This window comes from Shewanella polaris, assembly GCF_006385555.1.
Lineage (GTDB): Bacteria > Pseudomonadota > Gammaproteobacteria > Enterobacterales > Shewanellaceae > Shewanella > Shewanella polaris.
In genome coordinates, this window is sequence record NZ_CP041036.1 from 4011087 (window position 1) to 4031380 (window position 20294).

Annotated in this window: 18 protein-coding genes and 1 pseudogene; 17 read left to right on the forward strand and 2 right to left on the reverse strand. The window is 39.3% G+C overall.

Annotated elements, in window-relative coordinates:
- Positions 1–24: 24 nt before the first annotated feature.
- From FH971_RS17495 to FH971_RS17555, 13 genes and pseudogenes are all read left to right on the forward strand, one after another.
- Complete coding sequence (locus FH971_RS17495) at positions 25–1002, forward strand: KpsF/GutQ family sugar-phosphate isomerase (protein WP_140235153.1); 978 nt, start codon at positions 25–27, stop codon at positions 1000–1002.
- Positions 1003–1004: 2 nt separating this feature from the next.
- Positions 1005–1571: a 3-deoxy-manno-octulosonate-8-phosphatase KdsC gene (kdsC, locus tag FH971_RS17500; protein ID WP_137225253.1), complete on the forward strand. Its 567-nt coding sequence runs from the start codon at positions 1005–1007 to the stop codon at positions 1569–1571.
- Complete coding sequence (gene lptC, locus FH971_RS17505; protein WP_137225251.1) at positions 1568–2128, forward strand: LPS export ABC transporter periplasmic protein LptC; 561 nt, start codon at positions 1568–1570, stop codon at positions 2126–2128. Before kdsC ends, lptC begins: the two co-directional genes overlap by 4 nt.
- A complete protein-coding gene (gene lptA / locus FH971_RS17510) occupies positions 2115–2696 on the forward strand; it encodes a lipopolysaccharide transport periplasmic protein LptA (protein ID WP_137225249.1) in 582 nt (193 codons plus the stop codon). The genes lptC and lptA overlap by 14 nt, the downstream gene beginning before the upstream one ends.
- Entirely contained in the window at positions 2693–3424 is a 732-nt protein-coding gene (lptB, locus tag FH971_RS17515; RefSeq protein ID WP_137225247.1) for an LPS export ABC transporter ATP-binding protein, read from the forward strand. The genes lptA and lptB overlap by 4 nt, the downstream gene beginning before the upstream one ends.
- Before the next feature lie 142 nt (positions 3425–3566).
- Positions 3567–5051 carry an RNA polymerase factor sigma-54 gene (locus FH971_RS17520; protein ID WP_140235154.1) on the forward strand — a complete coding sequence of 495 codons (1485 nt, stop codon included), beginning with the start codon at positions 3567–3569 and terminating at the stop codon, positions 5049–5051.
- Positions 5048–5302: pseudogene (gene hpf, locus FH971_RS17525) on the forward strand (ribosome hibernation-promoting factor, HPF/YfiA family). Before FH971_RS17520 ends, hpf begins: the two are co-directional and overlap by 4 nt.
- 2 nt (positions 5303–5304) lie before the next feature.
- Positions 5305–5748 (forward strand): PTS IIA-like nitrogen regulatory protein PtsN, encoded by a 444-nt coding sequence (gene ptsN, locus FH971_RS17530; protein ID WP_137225243.1) that lies wholly within the window; start codon positions 5305–5307, stop codon positions 5746–5748.
- Positions 5745–6608 carry an RNase adapter RapZ gene (rapZ, locus tag FH971_RS17535; RefSeq protein WP_137225241.1) on the forward strand — a complete coding sequence of 288 codons (864 nt, stop codon included), beginning with the start codon at positions 5745–5747 and terminating at the stop codon, positions 6606–6608. Before ptsN ends, rapZ begins: the two co-directional genes overlap by 4 nt.
- Positions 6609–6628: 20 nt before the next feature.
- The gene (locus FH971_RS17540) at positions 6629–6904 is read left to right on the forward strand and encodes an HPr family phosphocarrier protein (protein ID WP_137225238.1); all 276 of its coding nucleotides are present in this window, start codon (positions 6629–6631) and stop codon (positions 6902–6904) included.
- Between the two features lie 498 nt (positions 6905–7402).
- Positions 7403–8767 carry a magnesium transporter gene (gene mgtE, locus FH971_RS17545; RefSeq protein WP_137225236.1) on the forward strand — a complete coding sequence of 455 codons (1365 nt, stop codon included), beginning with the start codon at positions 7403–7405 and terminating at the stop codon, positions 8765–8767.
- Positions 8768–9714: 947 nt separating this feature from the next.
- Positions 9715–9867, forward strand: a complete 153-nt coding sequence (locus FH971_RS20425; RefSeq protein ID WP_167496051.1) for a hypothetical protein — start codon at positions 9715–9717, stop codon at positions 9865–9867.
- Positions 9868–9886: 19 nt separating this feature from the next.
- Complete coding sequence (locus tag FH971_RS17555; RefSeq protein ID WP_137225234.1) at positions 9887–10138, forward strand: transposase; 252 nt, start codon at positions 9887–9889, stop codon at positions 10136–10138.
- Positions 10139–11602: 1464 nt separating this feature from the next.
- Here FH971_RS17555 and FH971_RS17560 read toward each other — a convergent pair.
- Positions 11603–14068, reverse strand: a complete 2466-nt coding sequence (locus FH971_RS17560) for an EAL domain-containing protein (RefSeq protein ID WP_140235155.1) — start codon at positions 14066–14068, stop codon at positions 11603–11605.
- 844 nt (positions 14069–14912) lie between these two features.
- On the opposite strand from FH971_RS17560, the gene FH971_RS17565 reads away from it, so the two are divergent.
- The gene (locus FH971_RS17565; RefSeq protein WP_137225230.1) at positions 14913–15908 is read left to right on the forward strand and encodes an ABC transporter substrate-binding protein; all 996 of its coding nucleotides are present in this window, start codon (positions 14913–14915) and stop codon (positions 15906–15908) included.
- Positions 15909–15911: 3 nt separating this feature from the next.
- Complete coding sequence (locus FH971_RS17570; protein ID WP_140235156.1) at positions 15912–17210, forward strand: diguanylate cyclase domain-containing protein; 1299 nt, start codon at positions 15912–15914, stop codon at positions 17208–17210.
- Here FH971_RS17570 and FH971_RS17575 read toward each other — a convergent pair.
- Positions 17207–17788 (reverse strand): hypothetical protein, encoded by a 582-nt coding sequence (locus FH971_RS17575; RefSeq protein ID WP_140235157.1) that lies wholly within the window; start codon positions 17786–17788, stop codon positions 17207–17209. The genes FH971_RS17570 and FH971_RS17575 overlap by 4 nt on opposite strands.
- Before the next feature lie 158 nt (positions 17789–17946).
- Between FH971_RS17575 and ubiD the strand changes: the two genes are divergently transcribed.
- Positions 17947–19428 carry a 4-hydroxy-3-polyprenylbenzoate decarboxylase gene (gene ubiD, locus FH971_RS17580; protein WP_140235158.1) on the forward strand — a complete coding sequence of 494 codons (1482 nt, stop codon included), beginning with the start codon at positions 17947–17949 and terminating at the stop codon, positions 19426–19428.
- A 77-nt stretch (positions 19429–19505) separates the two neighbouring features.
- Positions 19506–20204, forward strand: coding sequence for an NAD(P)H-flavin reductase (fre, locus tag FH971_RS17585; RefSeq protein WP_140235159.1), 699 nt, complete (start codon positions 19506–19508; stop codon positions 20202–20204).
- Positions 20205–20294 lie beyond the last annotated feature (90 nt).

A 20294-nucleotide genomic window follows, 5' to 3' on the forward strand; every position in this document is an offset into this window, starting at 1 on the left:
TATTAAGTTAAAAGAGAGATTCACATGGTAAATCAAACTCAATTTCGTCAATGGGGCCGTAAAGTCATTGATATTGAAAAAGCTGCCTTAGATAATTTATATCAATACGTGGACTCAGTTGAGTTTGGCCAAGCGTGTGAACTCATCCTACAGTGCAATGGCAAAGTCATTGTTATGGGGATGGGGAAATCGGGTCATATCGGTAATAAAATATCAGCAACTTTTGCCAGTACTGGTACACCGGCATTTTTTGTACACCCAGGAGAAGCCAGTCATGGTGATTTGGGCGCATTAGCAAAAAATGACATTGTGCTCGCCATTTCCAATTCTGGTGAATCAAGTGAAATACTCACCTTGATGCCTGTGATACAGCGCATGGGGGTTCCGGTTATTGCGGTAACGGGCAAGCCAGACTCCAACATGGCACGTTTATCCAAAATCCATTTATGTATTCAGGTTCAAGAAGAAGCTTGTCCACTTGGATTAGCACCAACCTCAAGTACCACTGCAACGTTAGCAATGGGTGATGCATTAGCCATTGCATTATTGCAAGCAAAAGGATTTACTCGTGATGATTTTGCCTTGTCACATCCTGGCGGTTCTTTGGGAAGAAAATTATTGTTGAAAGTAGATGATGTCATGCATAAAGGTGATGATTTACCCATAGTCCATAATGATATTTGTATTACTGAAGCACTTTACGAAATATCCAAAAAAGGTCTTGGCATGACCGCAGTCGTCGATAATGATAATAAGCTAGTGGGTATATTTACCGATGGAGATTTACGTCGTGTCATCGATGCAGAAGTGAACCTGAGAACCACTCCGATAGCACACGTAATGACCAAAAACTGTGTGACCAGTCCTGCTGGTATTTTAGCTGCACAAGCACTGCAAATTATGGATGAAAAAAGCATCAACGGATTGATTGTCGTCAATGAAAAACACCAACCGATCGGGGCATTAAATATGCTCGATATGGTTAAAGCTGGAGTCATTTAATCATGTCAGAATCAACCTCGTTTCGCCAAGGATTATACGGTCCCATCAGTAATGATGTGTGGTTACGCGCTCAAAAAATTAAACTATTAATCTGTGACGTCGACGGTGTATTTTCCGATGGCCGTATTTACCTCAGTAATGCTGGCGAAGAACTGAAAGCCTTTCATACTCGCGATGGCTACGGAGTGCGTTCTATCATCACAAGTGGATTTCATGTAGCTGTGATCACTGGGCGTAAATCCAAAATAGTAGAAAACCGCATGACGGCATTAGGTATTACGCATATTTACCAGGGGATTGACAATAAATCCGAACCTTTTGAGCAACTTATGTCTTTGTATAATGTGAGCGCCGACGAAGTCGCTTACATTGGTGATGACATGGTTGATCTTCCCGTGATGAAAGCCGTAGGACTAGCAGTATGTGTCGGTGATGGCCATCCGTTTGTAAAACAACAATGCCATATGACAACGACCCTAAATGGCGGACACGGTGCACTACGTGAACTGACCGACTTATTACTATTAAGCCAAGATAAATTTGCCACTGCTCATGGTATGAGTATATGAATAGAGTCACGCTAGGTATTGTAGTTTTTTTTGGCCTTGCTTTAATACTATACTGGCAAGCACAAATAAAGCGCAGTGAAATGGAGGCCGTGAAAGTTCGCGGAATTGAGCGTCCAGATTTTATTGCAAATAACCTTCAAACCACTGAATTTAATCAACTCGGTTTTGTAGAAAGTCGAGTCAGTGCCGAGCACATGGAACATTATGCTTCTACTGACGTCACTCACTTTACCAAACCTATCTACCTCATTTATCCTGAAAATGGTAAAGCACAGTGGCAATTAAGTGCAGACCGAGGACGATTAAATAAAAATACCAGCAAAGTCATATTAGAAAATAATGTTATTATTGATGCTATTGATATAGAAGAACCCCTACAATCACTGAGCACCCAAGCCATTACTGTGGATTTAACCACTATGATAGGTACCTCGCAGGAGATGGTGTATATCAAAGGAAAAGGGTTTATTATTCAAGGCTTAGGCCTACATGCAGACTTGAATTCGCAAAAATTATCGCTACTCAGCCAGGTAGAAGGGAAATATGAGCCACATTAATCGTCTCCACACTCGCGCCAATGTTATGTTATTAAGTAGCATACTTTGCCTACTGAGTTTGCCTGCCATGGCTAAACAAGGTGATCTTATGCAGGAGTTAAAAATTGCCGCAGTAAGCCAGTCTGCCGACATTAAAAACAATCAAATTGTCTTTAATGGCCCGGTTACCATTGTTCAAGGCTCGATTAATATCAATGCTGATCAGCTGCGGGCATTTACCCCCGAAAACAGCACCAGTAAAAGACTTATCGCCACTGGTTCGCCGGCAACGTTTTCACAAGAATTAGATGACGGCCAAATAGGTACCGCCAGTGCCGACGAAATTACTTATGATCTTGCCAGCACCACGCTCACATTAATAGGCAATGCCAAGCTTGAGCAATCAGGAAGCCAAGTTACTGGTAACAAAATTAAGTACAATATCAATGCACAAGAGTTGATAGCTGAAAGTACAGGTAAGGGACAAGATCGGGTCATCACGATTATTCAACCTGAAAACTTCCAAGATGAAACCGCGCCGAAGCAAAAACTCCCTGAAATCCCTGTTAACAAGCAGAACAAACAATGACCCAAATAACCTTAACCGCTGAAAATTTAGCTAAAAGCTATAAAGCTCGTCAAGTTGTTAAAGATGTTAGTTTAACGGTTAAAACTGGCCAGATAGTGGGTCTTTTAGGCCCTAATGGGGCGGGTAAAACAACCACATTTTATATGGTTGTCGGCTTAGTAAAAAGCGATAAAGGTCGGATCTTAATTGATAATGACGATCTCACCGCCGATCCAATGCATCTTCGAGCCCGTAAAGGTATTGGTTATTTACCGCAAGAAGCCAGCATTTTTCGTAAGCTCACTGTACACGACAATATTATGGCCGTGTTGCAAACTCGCAAAGAGCTCAACAACGACCAACGAATTGAACAACTTGAGCATTTGCTAGAAGAATTCCACATTACCCACATTCGCGATAATCAAGGCATGTCGTTGTCGGGTGGAGAACGTCGTCGCGTTGAGATTGCACGCGCATTAGCTGCTAATCCAAAATTTATTTTACTCGATGAACCCTTTGCTGGTGTTGATCCTATTTCAGTTATTGATATTAAAAAAATTATCCAACAACTGAAAAGTCGCGGTTTAGGGGTATTAATTACCGACCATAATGTTCGTGAAACGTTAGATGTTTGCGAGCGGGCCTATATTGTTAGCCAAGGTAATTTAATTGCTGAAGGTACACCTGATGAAGTATTGAGCAATCAACAAGTTCGAGCTGTGTACTTAGGTGAACAATTCAAGCTATAGTTAAGTTACGGGTCTTTTAAACTATCTAACTCGTTTTGTTGAACGTTAACTAAATAACGTTAAATGTCATTGATGTATGTAACAATCAATACAGTATTTTAGATTGTCATTTTTATGGAAATCATCTAGGGATAAGCGGTAAATGAAAGCGTCACTCCAACTCAAAATGGGTCAACACTTAACCATGACCCCACAATTGCAGCAGGCTATTCGCTTACTGCAATTATCGTCATTGGAGCTACAGCAAGAAATCCAACAAGCATTGGATTCAAACCCATTGCTTGAAATAGAAGATGAGTTTTCAGAAGCAAAAAACTCCGCAAAAGAAAATCGAGACCAAGCTGATACCGACTTTAGTGACAACAGCAGCGTTAATAAAGAAAAAGACACCTCTACAGTTGACACTGCAGAGTCTATAACCAAAGAAACCATGGATGATCTAGCCATGGATACGACATGGGACGAAGTGTATACCGCCTCCCCAATGTCAGGTTCAGGCAGTGCGAGCATGCGCGACGATGACATGCCATTCCAAGGTGAAACCACTGAAGGTCTGTATGAGCATTTAGAATGGCAAAAAAATCTTACTCCCTTTTCTGAGACCGATTTAGCAATTGCCACCGCTATCATTGATGCTATTGATGAACAAGGTTATTTAACCCAAAGTACCGAAGATATTCTCGAAGCAATGGGCGATGAAACCGTTGAACTAGATGAAGTTGAAGCCGTATTAAAGCGCATTCAACACTTTGATCCTGTTGGTGTAGCGGCTAGAGATTTAAGCGAGTGCTTATTCATCCAATTAGCGCAATATGCCAACACAACCCCCCATATTGATAATGCTCGTCTGCTGATTAAAGACTATTTAGATTTAATTGCCGGGCGTGATTTTAGATTGTTAATGCGTAAAACAAAGCTAAAAGAAAACGAGTTGCGTGACGCTATCACCCTAATCCAGTCACTTAATCCTCGTCCAGGTTTATTAATTACTGCCGTAGATGACGAATACGTCATACCCGATGTTACGGTACTAAAGAAAAATGGCCGATGGGTTGTAGAGTTAAATCCTGACAACATGCCAAAAATTGGCGTTAATCAACAATACGCCGCCATGGCGCGAAGCAGTAAAAATCCGTCGGATAGTCAATTTATTCGAGGCCACTTGCAAGAAGCTAAATGGTTTATTAAAAGTATTGAAAGCCGTAACGACACATTACTCAAAGTGGCCAATTGCATTGTACAATTTCAACAAGGTTTCTTTGAATATGGCGAAGAAGCCATGAAACCAATGGTATTAAATGATATCGCTGAAGCTGTAGAAATGCATGAATCAACCATTTCACGGGTGACTACCCAAAAATACATGCACACCCCACGAGGACTGTTTGAACTAAAATACTTCTTCTCTAGCCATGTCAGCACTGACGATGGCGGTGAATGTTCATCTACTGCAATTCGTGCTTTTATCAAAAAATTAGTTGCTGCAGAAAACCAGCAAAAACCGCTGAGTGACAGTAAAATGGCCCAACTTCTGGCTGAACAGGGCATAAACGTTGCTCGTCGTACCATTGCAAAATATCGTGAAGCAATGATGATTCCACCGTCTAACCAACGTAAGAGTTTATAACCTACAAGGCAACGGAATATATTCATGATAAATTTTCAAAGCTTGAACGACACTCCGATCAGAGCCATAATGCAAACGTTGCGCTCAATGTATAAAAGTTACAACAAAGATCAAAAGCCAGTAAAATCACAGATGGCATAGTGATGTTTGCCATGTCAGAATGTACTGATATGTATACTGCAATAGACGCCCTGATCGATAAGCTCAACCGTCAGGTAATTAAACACCAACAGAAGTATACACAACACTAACGATGGAACTTTGTACCATTCTGCGACCGGAGTGCACTACCTGTGCCACCCCGGGCAGTAAGAAAAAAGTACTGGAACTCATCAGCAACTTAGTCGCTGCCCAGTACCCACCCCTATCTTCGCAAGAGGTTTTTGAAAGCCTTTTAGCGAGAGAGAAAGTGGGTAGCACAGGTATAGGAAATGGCATCGCGATACCTCATGGTCGATTGACGTCTATCGATCAGCCCATTGCCATATTTATTAAGTGTGAAGAACCCATTGCCTTTGATGCAATCGATAACCAACCAGTTGATCTGTTATTTGCTTTATTAGTGCCGGCAGATCAGTGCCAAGAACACTTAAGCACGTTATCGAACATGGCCCAAAAACTAAGTGACAAGCAAATATTGAAACAGCTTCGTAAAACTCACGACTCAACAGAACTTTATCAGGTTATCACTGCATGAAACTTGTCATAGTATCAGGACGTTCAGGCTCAGGAAAATCAGTAGCCTTAAGAGTATTGGAAGACCTAGGATATTATTGTGTTGATAATTTGCCTTTAGCTCTTATTGGCACATTATTAGCCCAGCTCAAAGGTAGTAATGATTTAGTGGCAATCAGTGTTGATGTACGCAACATTGATGAACAAAGTAAAGTGCTTCAAAATCAATTAGCCCTGCTTGAGCACGACACTGAAATTATCAGCTTCTTTTTAAACTCCAATGATAAAGTTCTACTCAAACGCTATAGTGAAACTCGTCGATTACATCCGCTATCTAAAAATCATATTTCACTGCAAGAAGCGATCAAACTAGAAGGACGCTTACTTGAACCGATCGCAAAAATTGTTGACCATTATATTGATACATCAGCACTGAATATTTACGAATTAAGTGACCAGGTTAGGCAAATATTACTAGGCAGTGTTGATAAAGAGTTAGTGATTAACTTTGAATCTTTTGGCTTTAAACACGGAATGCCGACAGAAGCGGACTTTATGTTTGATGTACGCTTTTTGCCCAACCCACACTGGGAAATAGAGCTGCGTCCATTTACTGGTTTAGACGAACCTGTACAAGAGTTTTTAGGGCGCCAGCCATTAGTTAATAAGTTTATCTGGCAAATTGAAAACCTATTCGAAACTTGGATGCCTCACCTAGAACGTAACAATCGCAGCTACCTTACTATCGCCATTGGCTGTACTGGTGGTCAACATCGCTCAGTGTATATTGTCGATCAATTGGCAAAACGATTTAGACAAGGCAGTAAACATACAGTGAATGTTCGCCACAGAGAATTAGATTTAAATGGCAGTAACAGCTAAGTGAACATAGGATCGAATCAATGATCAAACTTGAACGCCAAGTTAGTATTTCAAACAAATTAGGTTTACACGCCCGCGCAGCGACAAAGTTAGCCATTCTAGTCGCTGATTTTGATGCCAATATAACCTTAATTCAAGATGAAAAAAGTGCCAGTGCAGCAAGTGTCCTAGGGTTGTTAATGCTCGAAAGTGGAATTGGAAAAATGATCACAGTGACAGCTGAAGGACCAGATGCAGAAGCGGCCCTAAGCGCAGTGTGCGATCTCATTAATGCCAAATTTGATGAATGTTGCTAAATTTGTACGCTTAGCAGCTCGGCAATAGAGAGTCGCAAAATGTAAGATTAGCGCTAAATATGTCAGTAACACTAGCTTCTATTCTCTAATGCTCACAAACCATATGCCTATATTAGATGTTGCGCCCTGAACTCCTCAGCCTCATACTAACGCAGTAGCCACAACAATATTATTTACATATTCACCTCACAAGAATAGCCTTTATGTTTACCTCAGGTAGTCAATACCATCACATTAAGTATTGTTTTACTCTGTGAATGTTTAGCGCTTAAGATGACGAAAATATACCCGTTTTAGTAACCTCCGGTGTTGCTTGATATCCGGAAAGCACACCTCTATTGTTTAATTAAATAATACGGCGATATAGAAACCCGCCCAACAGAAACCTTCAGGCATTCCATTTTTCGTTGCATAGGTTTCAACTTTGTAACTAATAAACTTGAGCCAGAAAAATCTGAGAAATAAATGATTGCTGTGTGATGAATAGGAAGTAGATATATGGGTAAAGAGTACCTAGACAATGAAATTACCGAACAACGCCTCAATCAACTTGCCCAAGCACTCGACAGCGGTATGTTTGTCCACGCTCGCAACATGTTACATACCATGTCGCCTAATGATGTCGCCCTTATTCTTGAATCATCTCCGCCAAAAAATAGACAAGTGCTATGGCAATTAATTGACCAGCAACATACAGGCGAAATTCTTGACGAATTAGGTGAAGAGCTAAAAGATTCACTTATTAGCAACATGACTCCAGAAAAGCTTGCTCAAGCCACAATCGGCATGGACACCGACGATCTCGCCTATATTCTTCGTAGCTTACCTGACACGGTTTACAAAAAAGTACTCAAGTCGATGAAAAGCCAAGACCGAGATCGAGTTGAACAAGCACTGCGTTACCCTGAAGATACCGCTGGCAGTATCATGAATACCGATACCGTCACGTTACGACCAGATGTCAATATCGAAGTGGTATTACGCTATTTACGTCAACGAGGAAATCTCCCCGACTCTACCGATACTTTATATGTGGTCGACCGCCAAGATCATGTATTAGGCGGAGTAAGGTTGGTCGATTTATTAACATGTAACCCCAGTGTAACTGTCCGCAGTATTATGGATACCGAACTAGAAAGCATTCCCGTTGAAATGTCTGATAAAGACGTAGCGCAGAAATTTGAACGACTCGATTGGATATCTGCTCCTGTGGTCGACAAACAAGCAAAATTGCTTGGACGGATCACTATCGATGACATTATTGATGTAATCCGTGAAGATGCCGAACATTCAATGATGGGCATGGCGGGGATGGATGATGATGAAGATACCTTTGGCCCAGTGCTTAAAAGTACCCTGAGACGCTCTCTATGGTTAATGATTAACTTATTCGCTGCACTGCTTGCCTCATCAGTTAGCAACATGTTTGAAGGTACCTTAGAGCAATTTGCCACCATTGCGATTTTAATGACCATAGTACCAAGTATGGGTGGGGTTGCCGGTAATCAAACCTTAGCACTGGTGATCCGTGGTATTGCACTGGGACATATTGGTCAAAGTAACTCCCGTTGGTTGATAGGTAAAGAATTAAGTATTGGATTATTAAACGGCTTAATGTGGTCTATATTGGTATTTATTGCGGTATGGTTGTGGAAAGATGACATAGTGTTAGGCGGGTTAATCGGCAGTGCAATGCTGATTAATATGACGGTAGCCGGCTTTGCTGGTGCCACGATCCCAATAATGTTGAAAAAGTTAAACATCGATCCTGCACTGGCGGGTGGCATGGTACTCACCACGGTAACAGATGTAGTTGGCTTATTTGCATTTTTAGGTCTAGCCACACTGTTTTTAATACACTAGAGCTTATAGTCCAATATATGAAATGCTCTGTCGCGGTATTTCAGACTTCAATCGCTGCTATTGAAGTCTGAATCAAGCTCAATTAGAGGTAAGAGATAGGATAAATAAATACAAAACCTTGAAAGTAAGCAGGGTAAAGATTGTCATTTATTTTGCTAACAATGCTACTTCAGCGATTAAAAGCCGCATTAATAACGAGACTATTGTCAGCCGATACTAGGATCTGTTGATCTTAGCCGGTTATATTTTGTTCGAGATAAAAGTGTTTTAGTCGAGGCTAGTGCATTGCACCCTAGTAATCTAAGCACCACTCGCTTAACAAATACTCGCTCAACAAAGAGTAAAACACTTTTAGTTGAGGCTATCGGGCAGTATTTTCTGACTATTTCGACAGTGTTATCGACTTTTTATGTAGAATAACCACACAACAAAGCCTCTGCCTTGTCATTCACAGTTTCAGTCATAGTCCAACAATTCTCGCAAAAACAACCTTGAAAGAACAACAGCCCCTGAACTGTTAGCAAAGTAAACAGCTATTGAACTCATTTTTATTAGGCTGAGTTGAGCTTAAACACTTAATGTCATGCATAAACCAGTGTAAATCTTGTTTTTGAACCGTTAATAATTGGTACCCTATTAACCTAATAACCCTTGTCCCCATATTGTCATTAACATGACCTATTTTTGCCATATTTCTCATCCATACTCCAAGCCAATAATTGTGTTGACATCGTAATGCTTAAAATAATATTTTTCACCAAATTAGTGCAATTGCACCAAACAAGATAAACAAAATAAAATCATGAATTCATAGGATTTTATAAAGCACTGATAAACAACAAGTAAAATTAATTCATAAAGTTGGCACAAGCTTTCCATATAAGAATATATACCCACTAAGTAGTAGTTTAATTTTTGAGCAATCAGAGTAGTTGTAGGAGATGGCGATGAATAAGATAAACTTAAATAGTAACATTAAGTCGATACATTTCATGGCGAAAAATGTCATTAAACAGTGTCGTCAAAATATTTTTTTCTTAGCACATCTTGGTTGTAGTCAATGGGATGAAGTAGAAACTCGTTCAGGTAAGCATCAATAACCAATAGGGAGTGTTTCTAATGAATATATCAAATGCGAAACAGTATCCAATAGACTTACAAAAACAAGTGATTAATGAAGTCAAAAATCATAATAGACTGTTGTCTGACGTAGCAAAGCAATACGGTGTATCAGCTAAAACCGTTTACAAATGGGTAAGACATAATGATGCTCACAAAACTGAAAGTAAAAGCGCTATCGTGTCAGAAATAGAGCATTTACAACAAAAAATCACCCAACTCAGCCAACAGTTACACACAATGGCAAGTTAGGGAATCAAACCGTTTTGGCAAGGATGTTTGACCGTGTTAACAACTCGTCCCCCAGCAAGTTGATAATACACAGCAACAAACATTCTAATAATAAGCGCAAAATATCTTGCATCCTTGCCGCTTTATTGCTCCACCGTTAGCTGTTAAGAAGACCGCTAACATTACAGTTAAGGCGTTATTGGATCCCCAGGATCTATTATCCAATACCGTCATTTTTATTAAGGTATTTTAACTTCGCAATGACGGCGCTATTGTCGTCCTTAACAGAGCTAAATATCAAAACCGTTTTGGCAAGGATGTTTGATCGTTTTATTAATTCATTCCCCAGTGATGAGATAAACACCAGCAAACAACAAAACATACTAATAATAAGCGCAAAATATCTTCATCCTTGCCACTTTATTGCTCCACCGTTAGCCGTAAGGAAGACAGCTAACATTACAGTTAAGGCGTTATTGGATCCCCAGGCTCTATTATCCAATACCGTCATTTTTATTAAGGTATTTTAGCTTCACAATGACGGCGCGATTGTCGCCCTTAGCAGAGCTAAATATCAAAACCGTTTTGGCAAGGATGTTTGATCGTTTTATTAATTCATTCCCCAGTGATGAGATAAACACCAGCAAACAACAAAACATACTAATAATAAGCGCAAAATATCTTCATCCTTGCCACTTTATTGCTCCACCGTTAGCCGTAAGGAAGACAGCTAACATTACAGTTAAGGCGTTATTGGATCCCCAGGATCTATTATCCAATACCGTCATTTTTATTAAGGTATTTTAGCTTCACAATGACGGCGCGATTGTCGCCCTTAGCAGAGCTAAGTATCAAAACCGTTTTGGCAAGGATGTTTGATCGTTTTATTAATTCATTCCCCAGTGATGAGATAAATACCAGCAAACAACAAAACATACTAATAATAAGCGCAAAATATCTTCATCCTTGCCACTTTATTGCTCCACCGTTAGCCGTTAAGAAGGCCGCTAACATTACAGTTAAGGCGTTATTGGATCCCCAGGATCTATTATCCAATACCGTCATTTTTATTAAGGTATTATAGTTTTTGCCATTGACGGCGCTACTGTCACCATTTACAGAGCTAAATATCAAAACCGTTTTGGCAAGGATGTTTGACCGTGTTATCGACTCGTTCCCCAGCAAATTGATAACACACAGCAACAAACATTCTAATAATAAGCGCAAAATATCTTGCATCCTTGCTGCTTTATTGCTCCACCGTTAGCAATTAGGAAGGCCGCTAACATCAAAGTTAAGGCGTTATTGGATCCCCAAATCTATTATCTAATAACGTCATTTTTATTAAAGCCTTTGGCTGAAAAACTCAAAATAACAATAAATAATATAAACAAAAAGCCCCAACGCAAAGGATGCAATGGGGCTTTTTTATCAAGATGAATTGGTAAAAATATAATTCAATAAACTATTGTTGCTCGACAGCCCTTAGCCTTGTAATTTTTTTTGTATGACAAATGTTTCAAAATCACTAGTATTTAAAGGACGACTAAATAAATAACCTTGGCCCATAAAACATTCCAGTTCGATTAATGCGTGGCGTTGCGCTTCCGTTTCAACACCCTCAGCAATTAATACTAATCCCATCGATTTACCCAATGAAATTATAGTTTTAACTATTTCATAATCGTGTTTATTATTGAGCATATCTTTTACAAAAGACATATCAATCTTCATTACATCAACATTAAATTTCTTTAAATAGGCCAAACTGGAATAGCCAGTACCAAAATCGTCAATCGCAATCTTAATACCTAATGAGGTTAATTCGCTCAATTTGTTTTGCATATCAGCAGCATCAATCATTAATGCTGTTTCAGTAATTTCGAGTTCAAGTAAATGAGCAGGAAAGTCGTTATTCAATAATGCTTCTTTGATCACACAGGCTAAATCAGGGTCAGCAAACTGTGCCGCGGCGACATTTACAGAAATAGGAATAATATGTCCTTTATCCAACCAACGTTTAGCTTCTGCGCAGGCTTTGTTTAGCACTTGCTTACCCAACATAATAATCAAACCGGACTCTTCCGATAATGGGATAAATTCTGCTGGAGAAATAAACTCGCCCTCATCATTAACGAGTCTAACAAGTGCTTCAGCACCCACAATCTCGTTAGTCCGTAAATCAAATTTAGGTTGGTAATGAACAAATAGCTCATCATTGATTAACGCTTTTCTTAAGCGTGTTTCTAAATGATGGCGCTCCATAATAGAATGTTCTAAATCATGCGAAAAAAAGCAAAAACGATTACGACCTTCCTGCTTGGCACGATACATAGCTACATCGGCATGTCTCATTAACTCTTCAGCATCTGTGGCATCGTTGGGGAACACACTAATGCCAATGCTAACGGATACATTATACTTTTGACCATCTAGAGCAAAAGGTTCGTGCATTGCATCAACTAATTTAGAGGCTAATTTTGACGAAGCTTCAACAGAGCGAGTCTCGCTCATTAAAATGACAAATTCATCACCGCCTAGTCGGGCTAATGTATACGATGTGGGTATTAATGAACGTATTCGTTTCGCCATCAAACAAATCAATTCATCACCATATTGATGGCCTAATGAATCATTAAGGTATTTAAAGTGGTCAATATCAATTAACAACGCCGCCGCTTTAGTGTCGTAGGCCTTGGCTGCCGAACACGCTACGGTAAGTCTATCTTGAAGTAAAATTCGATTAGGTAAATCAGTCAACTGATCATGGTTGGCTAAATGACTCATTTTCATCGCCATTGCCATCGCTTCACTCACATCATGAAACACCATAATGGCACCAATGACTTCACCATTTTCATTACGGATCGGGGCAGCAGAATCTTCAACAAAAAAAACATGGCCGCCACGTGATGTTAACTGACTATTAAGTGCCATCGCGACGATTCGATGCTCTCGTAATGCTAAATATAACGGATTTAATAATTTCTGCTGGGTATTTGAATCTGTCAAAAACATCACATTTTCAATTTTCTGATGTAATGCCTCTTTCAAACGCCAGCCAGTCATACGCTCAGCAATCGGATTCATAAAGGTAATCATTCCTTTAGTATCGGTTGCAATAACAGCATCACCAATTGAATTAAGCGTCACCCGCAAACGTTCTTTCTCGGAGTACAACGCTTGTCTTGCATGTTTTACCTCAGAAACGTCAACGACAGTAACCAAGTACCCATCGACTCCAGCGCTTGATTTCATTTTAGATTGAAAGACTTCATAGAAGCTCGCACCAATACCTTGAGGTACGGTGACAATATATTTCAATGCATCAGAAGTAATATGACGGTGATGATTTAAAATTGCATTACTGAGTTCATTGGGGAAAATAGTAGAAATATGTTTGCCTTTAACATCCCCGAGTAAACTATCAAACCACAAACCAGAGTTATCATTACTGAATAAGTTTTGACCTTGATCATCCCAATAAGTCACTAGCATAGGAACTTGATTGACTAATTGTTGTAGCTCTTCCTTGGCTTTAATAATTAATTGATTTTGCTGTCTAAATTTTAGCTGCGTATGAACTCGTAAGCAGCAAATAGAGGCATTAAAAGGCTTGGTAATAAAATCAACCCCGCCACTTTCGAGAGCAAGCTTTTCAAATTCTGGGTCAGTGTGACCAGTAATAAAAATAATAGGAATATCACTAAATAACGGATTAGCCTTAAGTGTACGACACACCTCCCAACCATCCATATCAGGCATTTCAATATCGAGTAAAATCACGTCCGGCTTAATTTTATCGATTAACGCTAATGCATTACTGCCAGACTCGGAAAAATAAACATTGCCAAGAGGAGACAAAATATCTTCTAGTACAAAAATATTTTGGATATTATCATCAATAATGAGAATTTTATAAACGGTATTGGTTAAGCCTGATAACAACATAGCAAAATAACTCCTTTACTTTTAAATACATAACATCCATTTAATTTGAGCTTATGTAACTGATATCCGTTTTATAATCGCTTTGTTAATATTTACATGTCTGGATAACGAGGCGCATCATCGACATTCGCGATGCTATTAAATAAAATAATACCTAATATAAAGACTTTATACCAAATTAGTTGCTATAAATATGAATAATTATGTTAATAGATCAACGAAATTACTCTTAAAAAAATAACAATCCAGACAACTAACTCACTATGATAATTATTCATCGCCATAGTCATTTAGCAATATCTCTATAGAAGAAAGAGAACTCTCTAGATAATAGGTGATGCCCTAGCTGCAGCGAGGATCCCCAAAACATTACAATGTATCAGAATATGGGCCACGATGATCCGCTAGTATTATCTGGGTACGGGTATAACTAACAAACACACTCTGCGTAGTAATAAAAACAATATGAATGCCACAAAATCTTTATGAAAACAGTCAAAAATTTCGACCTCATTGCCCCACTTCATATAACGTTATTATCACTTTAATTAAACCAATGAAAACTCCCATAAGAAGAAAAATTATTGACAGAGATTGCCCTTATTAATTCAGTTACAATCGCTAGAGTCAGAAAACCATCTAAATCAATAAGAGCCTATTAAATCACGTTTGGTTTCGGTTAACGTTCATCACTTTAATAGGTTAATTACACTCTAATGTCATACCTTAGTACTGATTTCATTAATTAATACGATTAAAACATGCGTTTTTTTCTAAATTTTTATCCAAAAAAATATACATTCACTACAATTGATATTACTAAATATCTTTATTGAAGTATTTTATGATCAAAGTGTTGAACATTTTTCTCTTGGCTTTTATGTTAATTGGGGTTACCAGTTGTGATCTTGGCGCAAGCCAATCATTTACCACTTCCGCTCAAAAGGATCTCATAAAAATAGCGGTATCTGGCACCCCGCTTTCATCACCCTTTTTTATTGCTCAGCAGCAAGGTTACTTTGAAAAAAATGGTTTAAATGTTGAACTAGTGAGATTTGACAGCGGGGTAAAATGCTTTGACGCTCTTAAGAATAAACAAGTCGATTTGGCTACTGCATCAGAAACAGTTGTGATGTTTAATAGCTTTAAACAAGCAAATTTTACCGTATTAGCCAGTTTTGTCGAATCAGATAATGATCTCAAATTACTAAGCTTAACCCCGCAAAAATATCATCAACTGGATAATCTAGCCCACGCCCGCGTAGGTATAGTCAAAAGTAGCGCCAGTGAGTTCTTTTTTGATAGTTTATTGATTATGTATAATAAAACTCAGCAACCTATTGAACGAGTATATTTACCTGCAGAACAACTCATTCCAGCACTATTAAATCATCAAGTGGATATGATTTCGGCATGGGAACCTTTCGGTTATTTATTAACACAACAAATATCCTCAAATCCACAAGTGATTAATAGCCGAGGCTTACATCATTTATCCTTTAATTTACTCGAACTAAAAGACACATCTTTAACAACAACTGAAAAATTAGCGATACTAAAAGCCATTAACGATGCGACAGATTATATTCACAGCCACTCAAAACTTGCTCAAGGGATCATCAGTAACACTTTACTTATCGAGCCTTCTCAGCTGCATTATTCTTGGGATGATTATACTTTTCGGTTATCACTCAGTAATGCACTCTTTTCTAACATTCAAACCCAGAGTCAGTGGGCTATCGACAACCAATTAGTTGCTGAACAAAATAGCTTAGATTTTCGACAGGTTTTCGATAGACAATTACTTGAAAAATTCATGAATTTAGAGGCTGGATGGTAATTTATGATGTTATCAAAGCGCCTTAAACTCACTGCTACACTTTGTTCACTGCTTACGCTCATTGTTGGTTTCTCCTTAATACAAGCTCACTATTATCAACAAAAAATATATCACCAACTTAATTATTCAATGAAATTGCAAATTAGCATCGATAGCTTACGAAGTCAGCTGTGGCTCTATCAGGAATATACCGACGACCAAGGGTTATCTGAACTCAATAATCGCCAAGCAGAACTGGCCAAAGATCTTTCTCAACAAATCAACTGGGACGCACAGCAAAAATTGGTTATTGAAAACCTAAATAGGCTTAATACTAATGTTAGAACATTAATTAATACCCAAAATAATTTCCACAATAAGCAAGTCAATATTTCATCAACACTCACTGCAGAACGATTATTTAAAGCCAAATATAGTATGATTATTGAAGAAATGACCGAAGAAATGTTTCATCTTCATCAATTATCAATTAAGCAAGCAAACCAAACACAACAACGATTATTAGCCATGATAGGCTTGGTGTTACTACTGTTAGCAACTCTGGTAACAGTTTGGTCTTTTATGACACTCATTCGCTTTAAGAAAGGACTTACCTCACTGAATCAGGGGATGAAGGCTTTGGCTGCAGGAGATTTAATCAGTCAAATTAATATCCAAGACACTGATGAATTATCGGCACTGGCTGAAAATTTTAATAAGATGAAACAGTCACTAGCTCAAATAACCATTAAAAAAGAACAACTAAAACAAGAAGTCGATAGCCAAACCCGTAAGCTATTTGAACAACAAGACAAGCTTATCTTCCTAGCCGAACATGACGATCTAACAGGTATTTACAATCGTCGAGCATTTATAAAACAAATTGATTCTGCCATTGCCAGGGATTTACGCGGAACCAATCAAGCCGCATTATTATTCATTGACCTTAATAAATTTAAAGATATTAACGATACCTTAGGTCACAGCATTGGTGATGAAGTGATAATTGTCATAGCGAAGCGTTTGGTGAAAAATTTACGATCGACCGATATTGTAGGTCGATTGGGTGGAGATGAGTTTATTATTTGGCTTGATATGCTCAGTGAGCCAATCGATATTGAACAAAAAATACATCAACTATTAGCAACAATTAAACACCCCATTATTATCGATCAACACACCTTGCACGTTGGAGCGAGTATCGGCATTAGTATATTACCTAAAAATGGTCTAACTAGCCGGGAGCTTATCAGCGCTGCAGATACAGCAATGTATCAAGCTAAAGCCAATAATAGCATTGAGTTTTGCTATTATCATGGCTAATCTGCTTTAACCACTTTATAGGTTTGAGTGTTCCAATCAAAATAATATTCGACACCTTGCCATTCATAAACAGTACCGTTGTCGCGTTGAATAACTTTGGCATTTTCAGGTAAATGACGTAAACCCGAAGCATATTGAATACTGGTTGTAGTACGCTGTGGCGGTGTAACTACAACAGTGTCAACACGCTCAACTTGTCGTGACCGGTATTCTGTACTCAACTGATTTTGATAAGGATAAAAACCATAACGACTTCTATTATAATCATTATTTCCCCATGCCAAGCCATATCGCCAGTTGTTACTATTGCTCCAACTAAACCCAATGCTTGGCCCCCAACGCTGATTAACTCCCCAACCTTGATCCCAGCCAAACCCCCAACGCCAAGGATCTATATTTCGATAATGAGTATTATGTTGACGATGATTATTATGTTGAGAGCCAACAGAGTGTGAGTCACGATGTGAATACTCATTAGATAATGGCGGCTGAGCATTGACAAAACTCGCCATTGTTAAACCCACAACCCCGCTAAGCCCTAGAATTGGCAATAAAGCACAGTGTTTATTTATTCGCATAAGTTACCTCCACAACATGGTATTCAACCATCAGTTTACGCTAAGCAAGGTCAAAGTCGATATCAACAATATAGGTCTATCAAATGGCTTAACCCTATATTAGAAAAATGCTATAGTGCGCCTCATAAGGGTTTGGATTTGATTTACAGGCGGTAAGCATGAGTTTTAAAGATTTACGCAGCTTCATCGATCATTTAGAAGTAAATGGCGAATTAAAGCGCATTAAGCACCCTGTTGATCCTCACTTAGAAATGACGGAGATCGCTGATCGTGTTTTACGATCGGGTGGCCCTGCTCTGCTATTTGAAAATCCTACTAATAATACTATGCCAGTACTGGTTAACCTGTTTGGCACACCTAAGCGTGTGGCAATGGCCTTGGGTAAAGACGACCCACTAGCGCTGCGTGAGGTTGGTGAGTTGTTGGCATTCTTGAAAGAACCTGAGCCGCCGAGTGGCTTTAAAGATGCCATTGCTAAAATACCCATGTTTAAGCAGGCATTAAATATGCCACCAAAGACAGTGCGTAATCCACCTTGTCAGCAAGTGGTTAAAACGGGCGATGAAGTTGACTTAACATCATTGCCTATCCAACATTGTTGGCCTGGAGATATTGCTCCTTTAGTCACTTGGGGACTCACCATCACCAAAGGACCTCGCCAGAAAAGACAAAACTTAGGCATTTATCGCCAACAATTATTAGGCAAAAATAAGCTTATTATGCGCTGGCTTGATCATCGCGGTGGAGCCTTAGATTTTAAAGATTTTAAACAGCTTCACCCAGGTGAGCGTTATCCAGTCGTGGTAGCATTAGGTAGCGATCCAGTGACCATTTTAGGTGCTGTGACCCCCGTACCTGATTCAATGAGTGAATACGCTTTTGCTGGCTTATTGCGTGGTGAGCGCACTGAAGTCTGCAAAGCAATTAGCTGCGATCTTGAAGTACCAGCTACCAGCGAAATTATTCTTGAAGGCTATATAGACCCTGATGAAACAGCAGTAGAAGGCCCATACGGCGATCATACTGGTTACTATAACGAAACCGACTCATTTCCAGTTTTCACTGTGACTCATATTACTCACCGTAAAGATGCCATTTATCATAGCACCTACACAGGCCGTCCACCCGATGAGCCAGCTATGTTAGGCGTGGCGTTAAACGAAGTATTTGTTCCCATTTTACGTAAGCAGTATCCAGAAATTATTGATTTTTATCTGCCGCCTGAAGGTTGTTCTTATCGCATGGCAGTGATTTCAATTCGTAAGCAATATCCCGGTCATGCTAAGCGCGTAATGATGGGAGCATGGTCATTCTTACGCCAATTTATGTATACCAAATTTATCGTTGTTGTTGATGACGATGTTAATTGCCGTGATTGGCAAGATGTTATTTGGGCAATTACCACCCGCATGGATCCTATTCGCGATACCATGATGGTAGATAATACTCCGATTGATTATCTTGATTTTGCCTCACCTGTTGCCGGTTTAGGCTCTAAGATGGGTTTAGATGCCACTAACAAATGGCCAGGCGAAACCACTCGCGAATGGGGAACACCTATTGTGATGGATCCCGAAGTTAAACAAAAAATTGATCAAATTTGGGATGATCTCGGCATAGACGATATTCCAACATTATAACCACGATGATCAAATTAGGACGCAAGTCACTATAATTAGCTCATTGATAAAAATAAAAAGGCCTTAAAGGACGTTAGATGAAAACCATTCGTTGCCAGATTGAAAAAATCACCCCGTTTAATGACGCTGTGTATCAAGTGTTTCTTAAACCCGAAGCAGCTTTCGATTTTAAAGCCGGCCAATACTTATCTGTGGTCATGGGTGAAAAAGACAAACGTCCTTTCTCTATCGCTTCAGCTCCTAATGCAGCATTGATTGAGTTACACATTGGTGCAGCGGTCAGCGAAAGCTACCCTATGCAGGTTGTGGAACGTCTACAAACCTCAAAGCATATCGATATAGAAGCGCCCGCAGGTGATGCCTTTTTGCGTAGCGATAGCCACAGACCCCGTATTTTGATTGCGGGTGGCACAGGTTTCTCATACATAAAAAGTATCGTTGAAGCACAAATTGCTAATGGTGAAACCATCCACACTAAACTGTATTGGGGTTGTCGCAATGAAGACGCAATGTACTACCAAGACATCGCCAAGCAATGGCATAACGATCATTCGTGGTTAGAGTTTATTCCTGTCGTTGAACTTGCAGATAGCACTTGGAAAGGTAAACAAGCTAATTTACTAGAGCAAATTAAGCAGGATTTTGTCAGCTTAAATGGTTACGACATCTATATAGCTGGTCGTTTTGACATGGTTGGAGCTGCACGAGAGTTGTTCCGTGAACTTGGAGTAGAAGAGGACCACCTATATGGTGATGCCTTCGCATTTATTAAATAAGCTCTCTCAATAAAAACGATTAAAACCGGCTATCTTGCCGGTTTTTTTATAGGTAAATCGATTGATTGCTTTGTATTCCATGGCTCATTT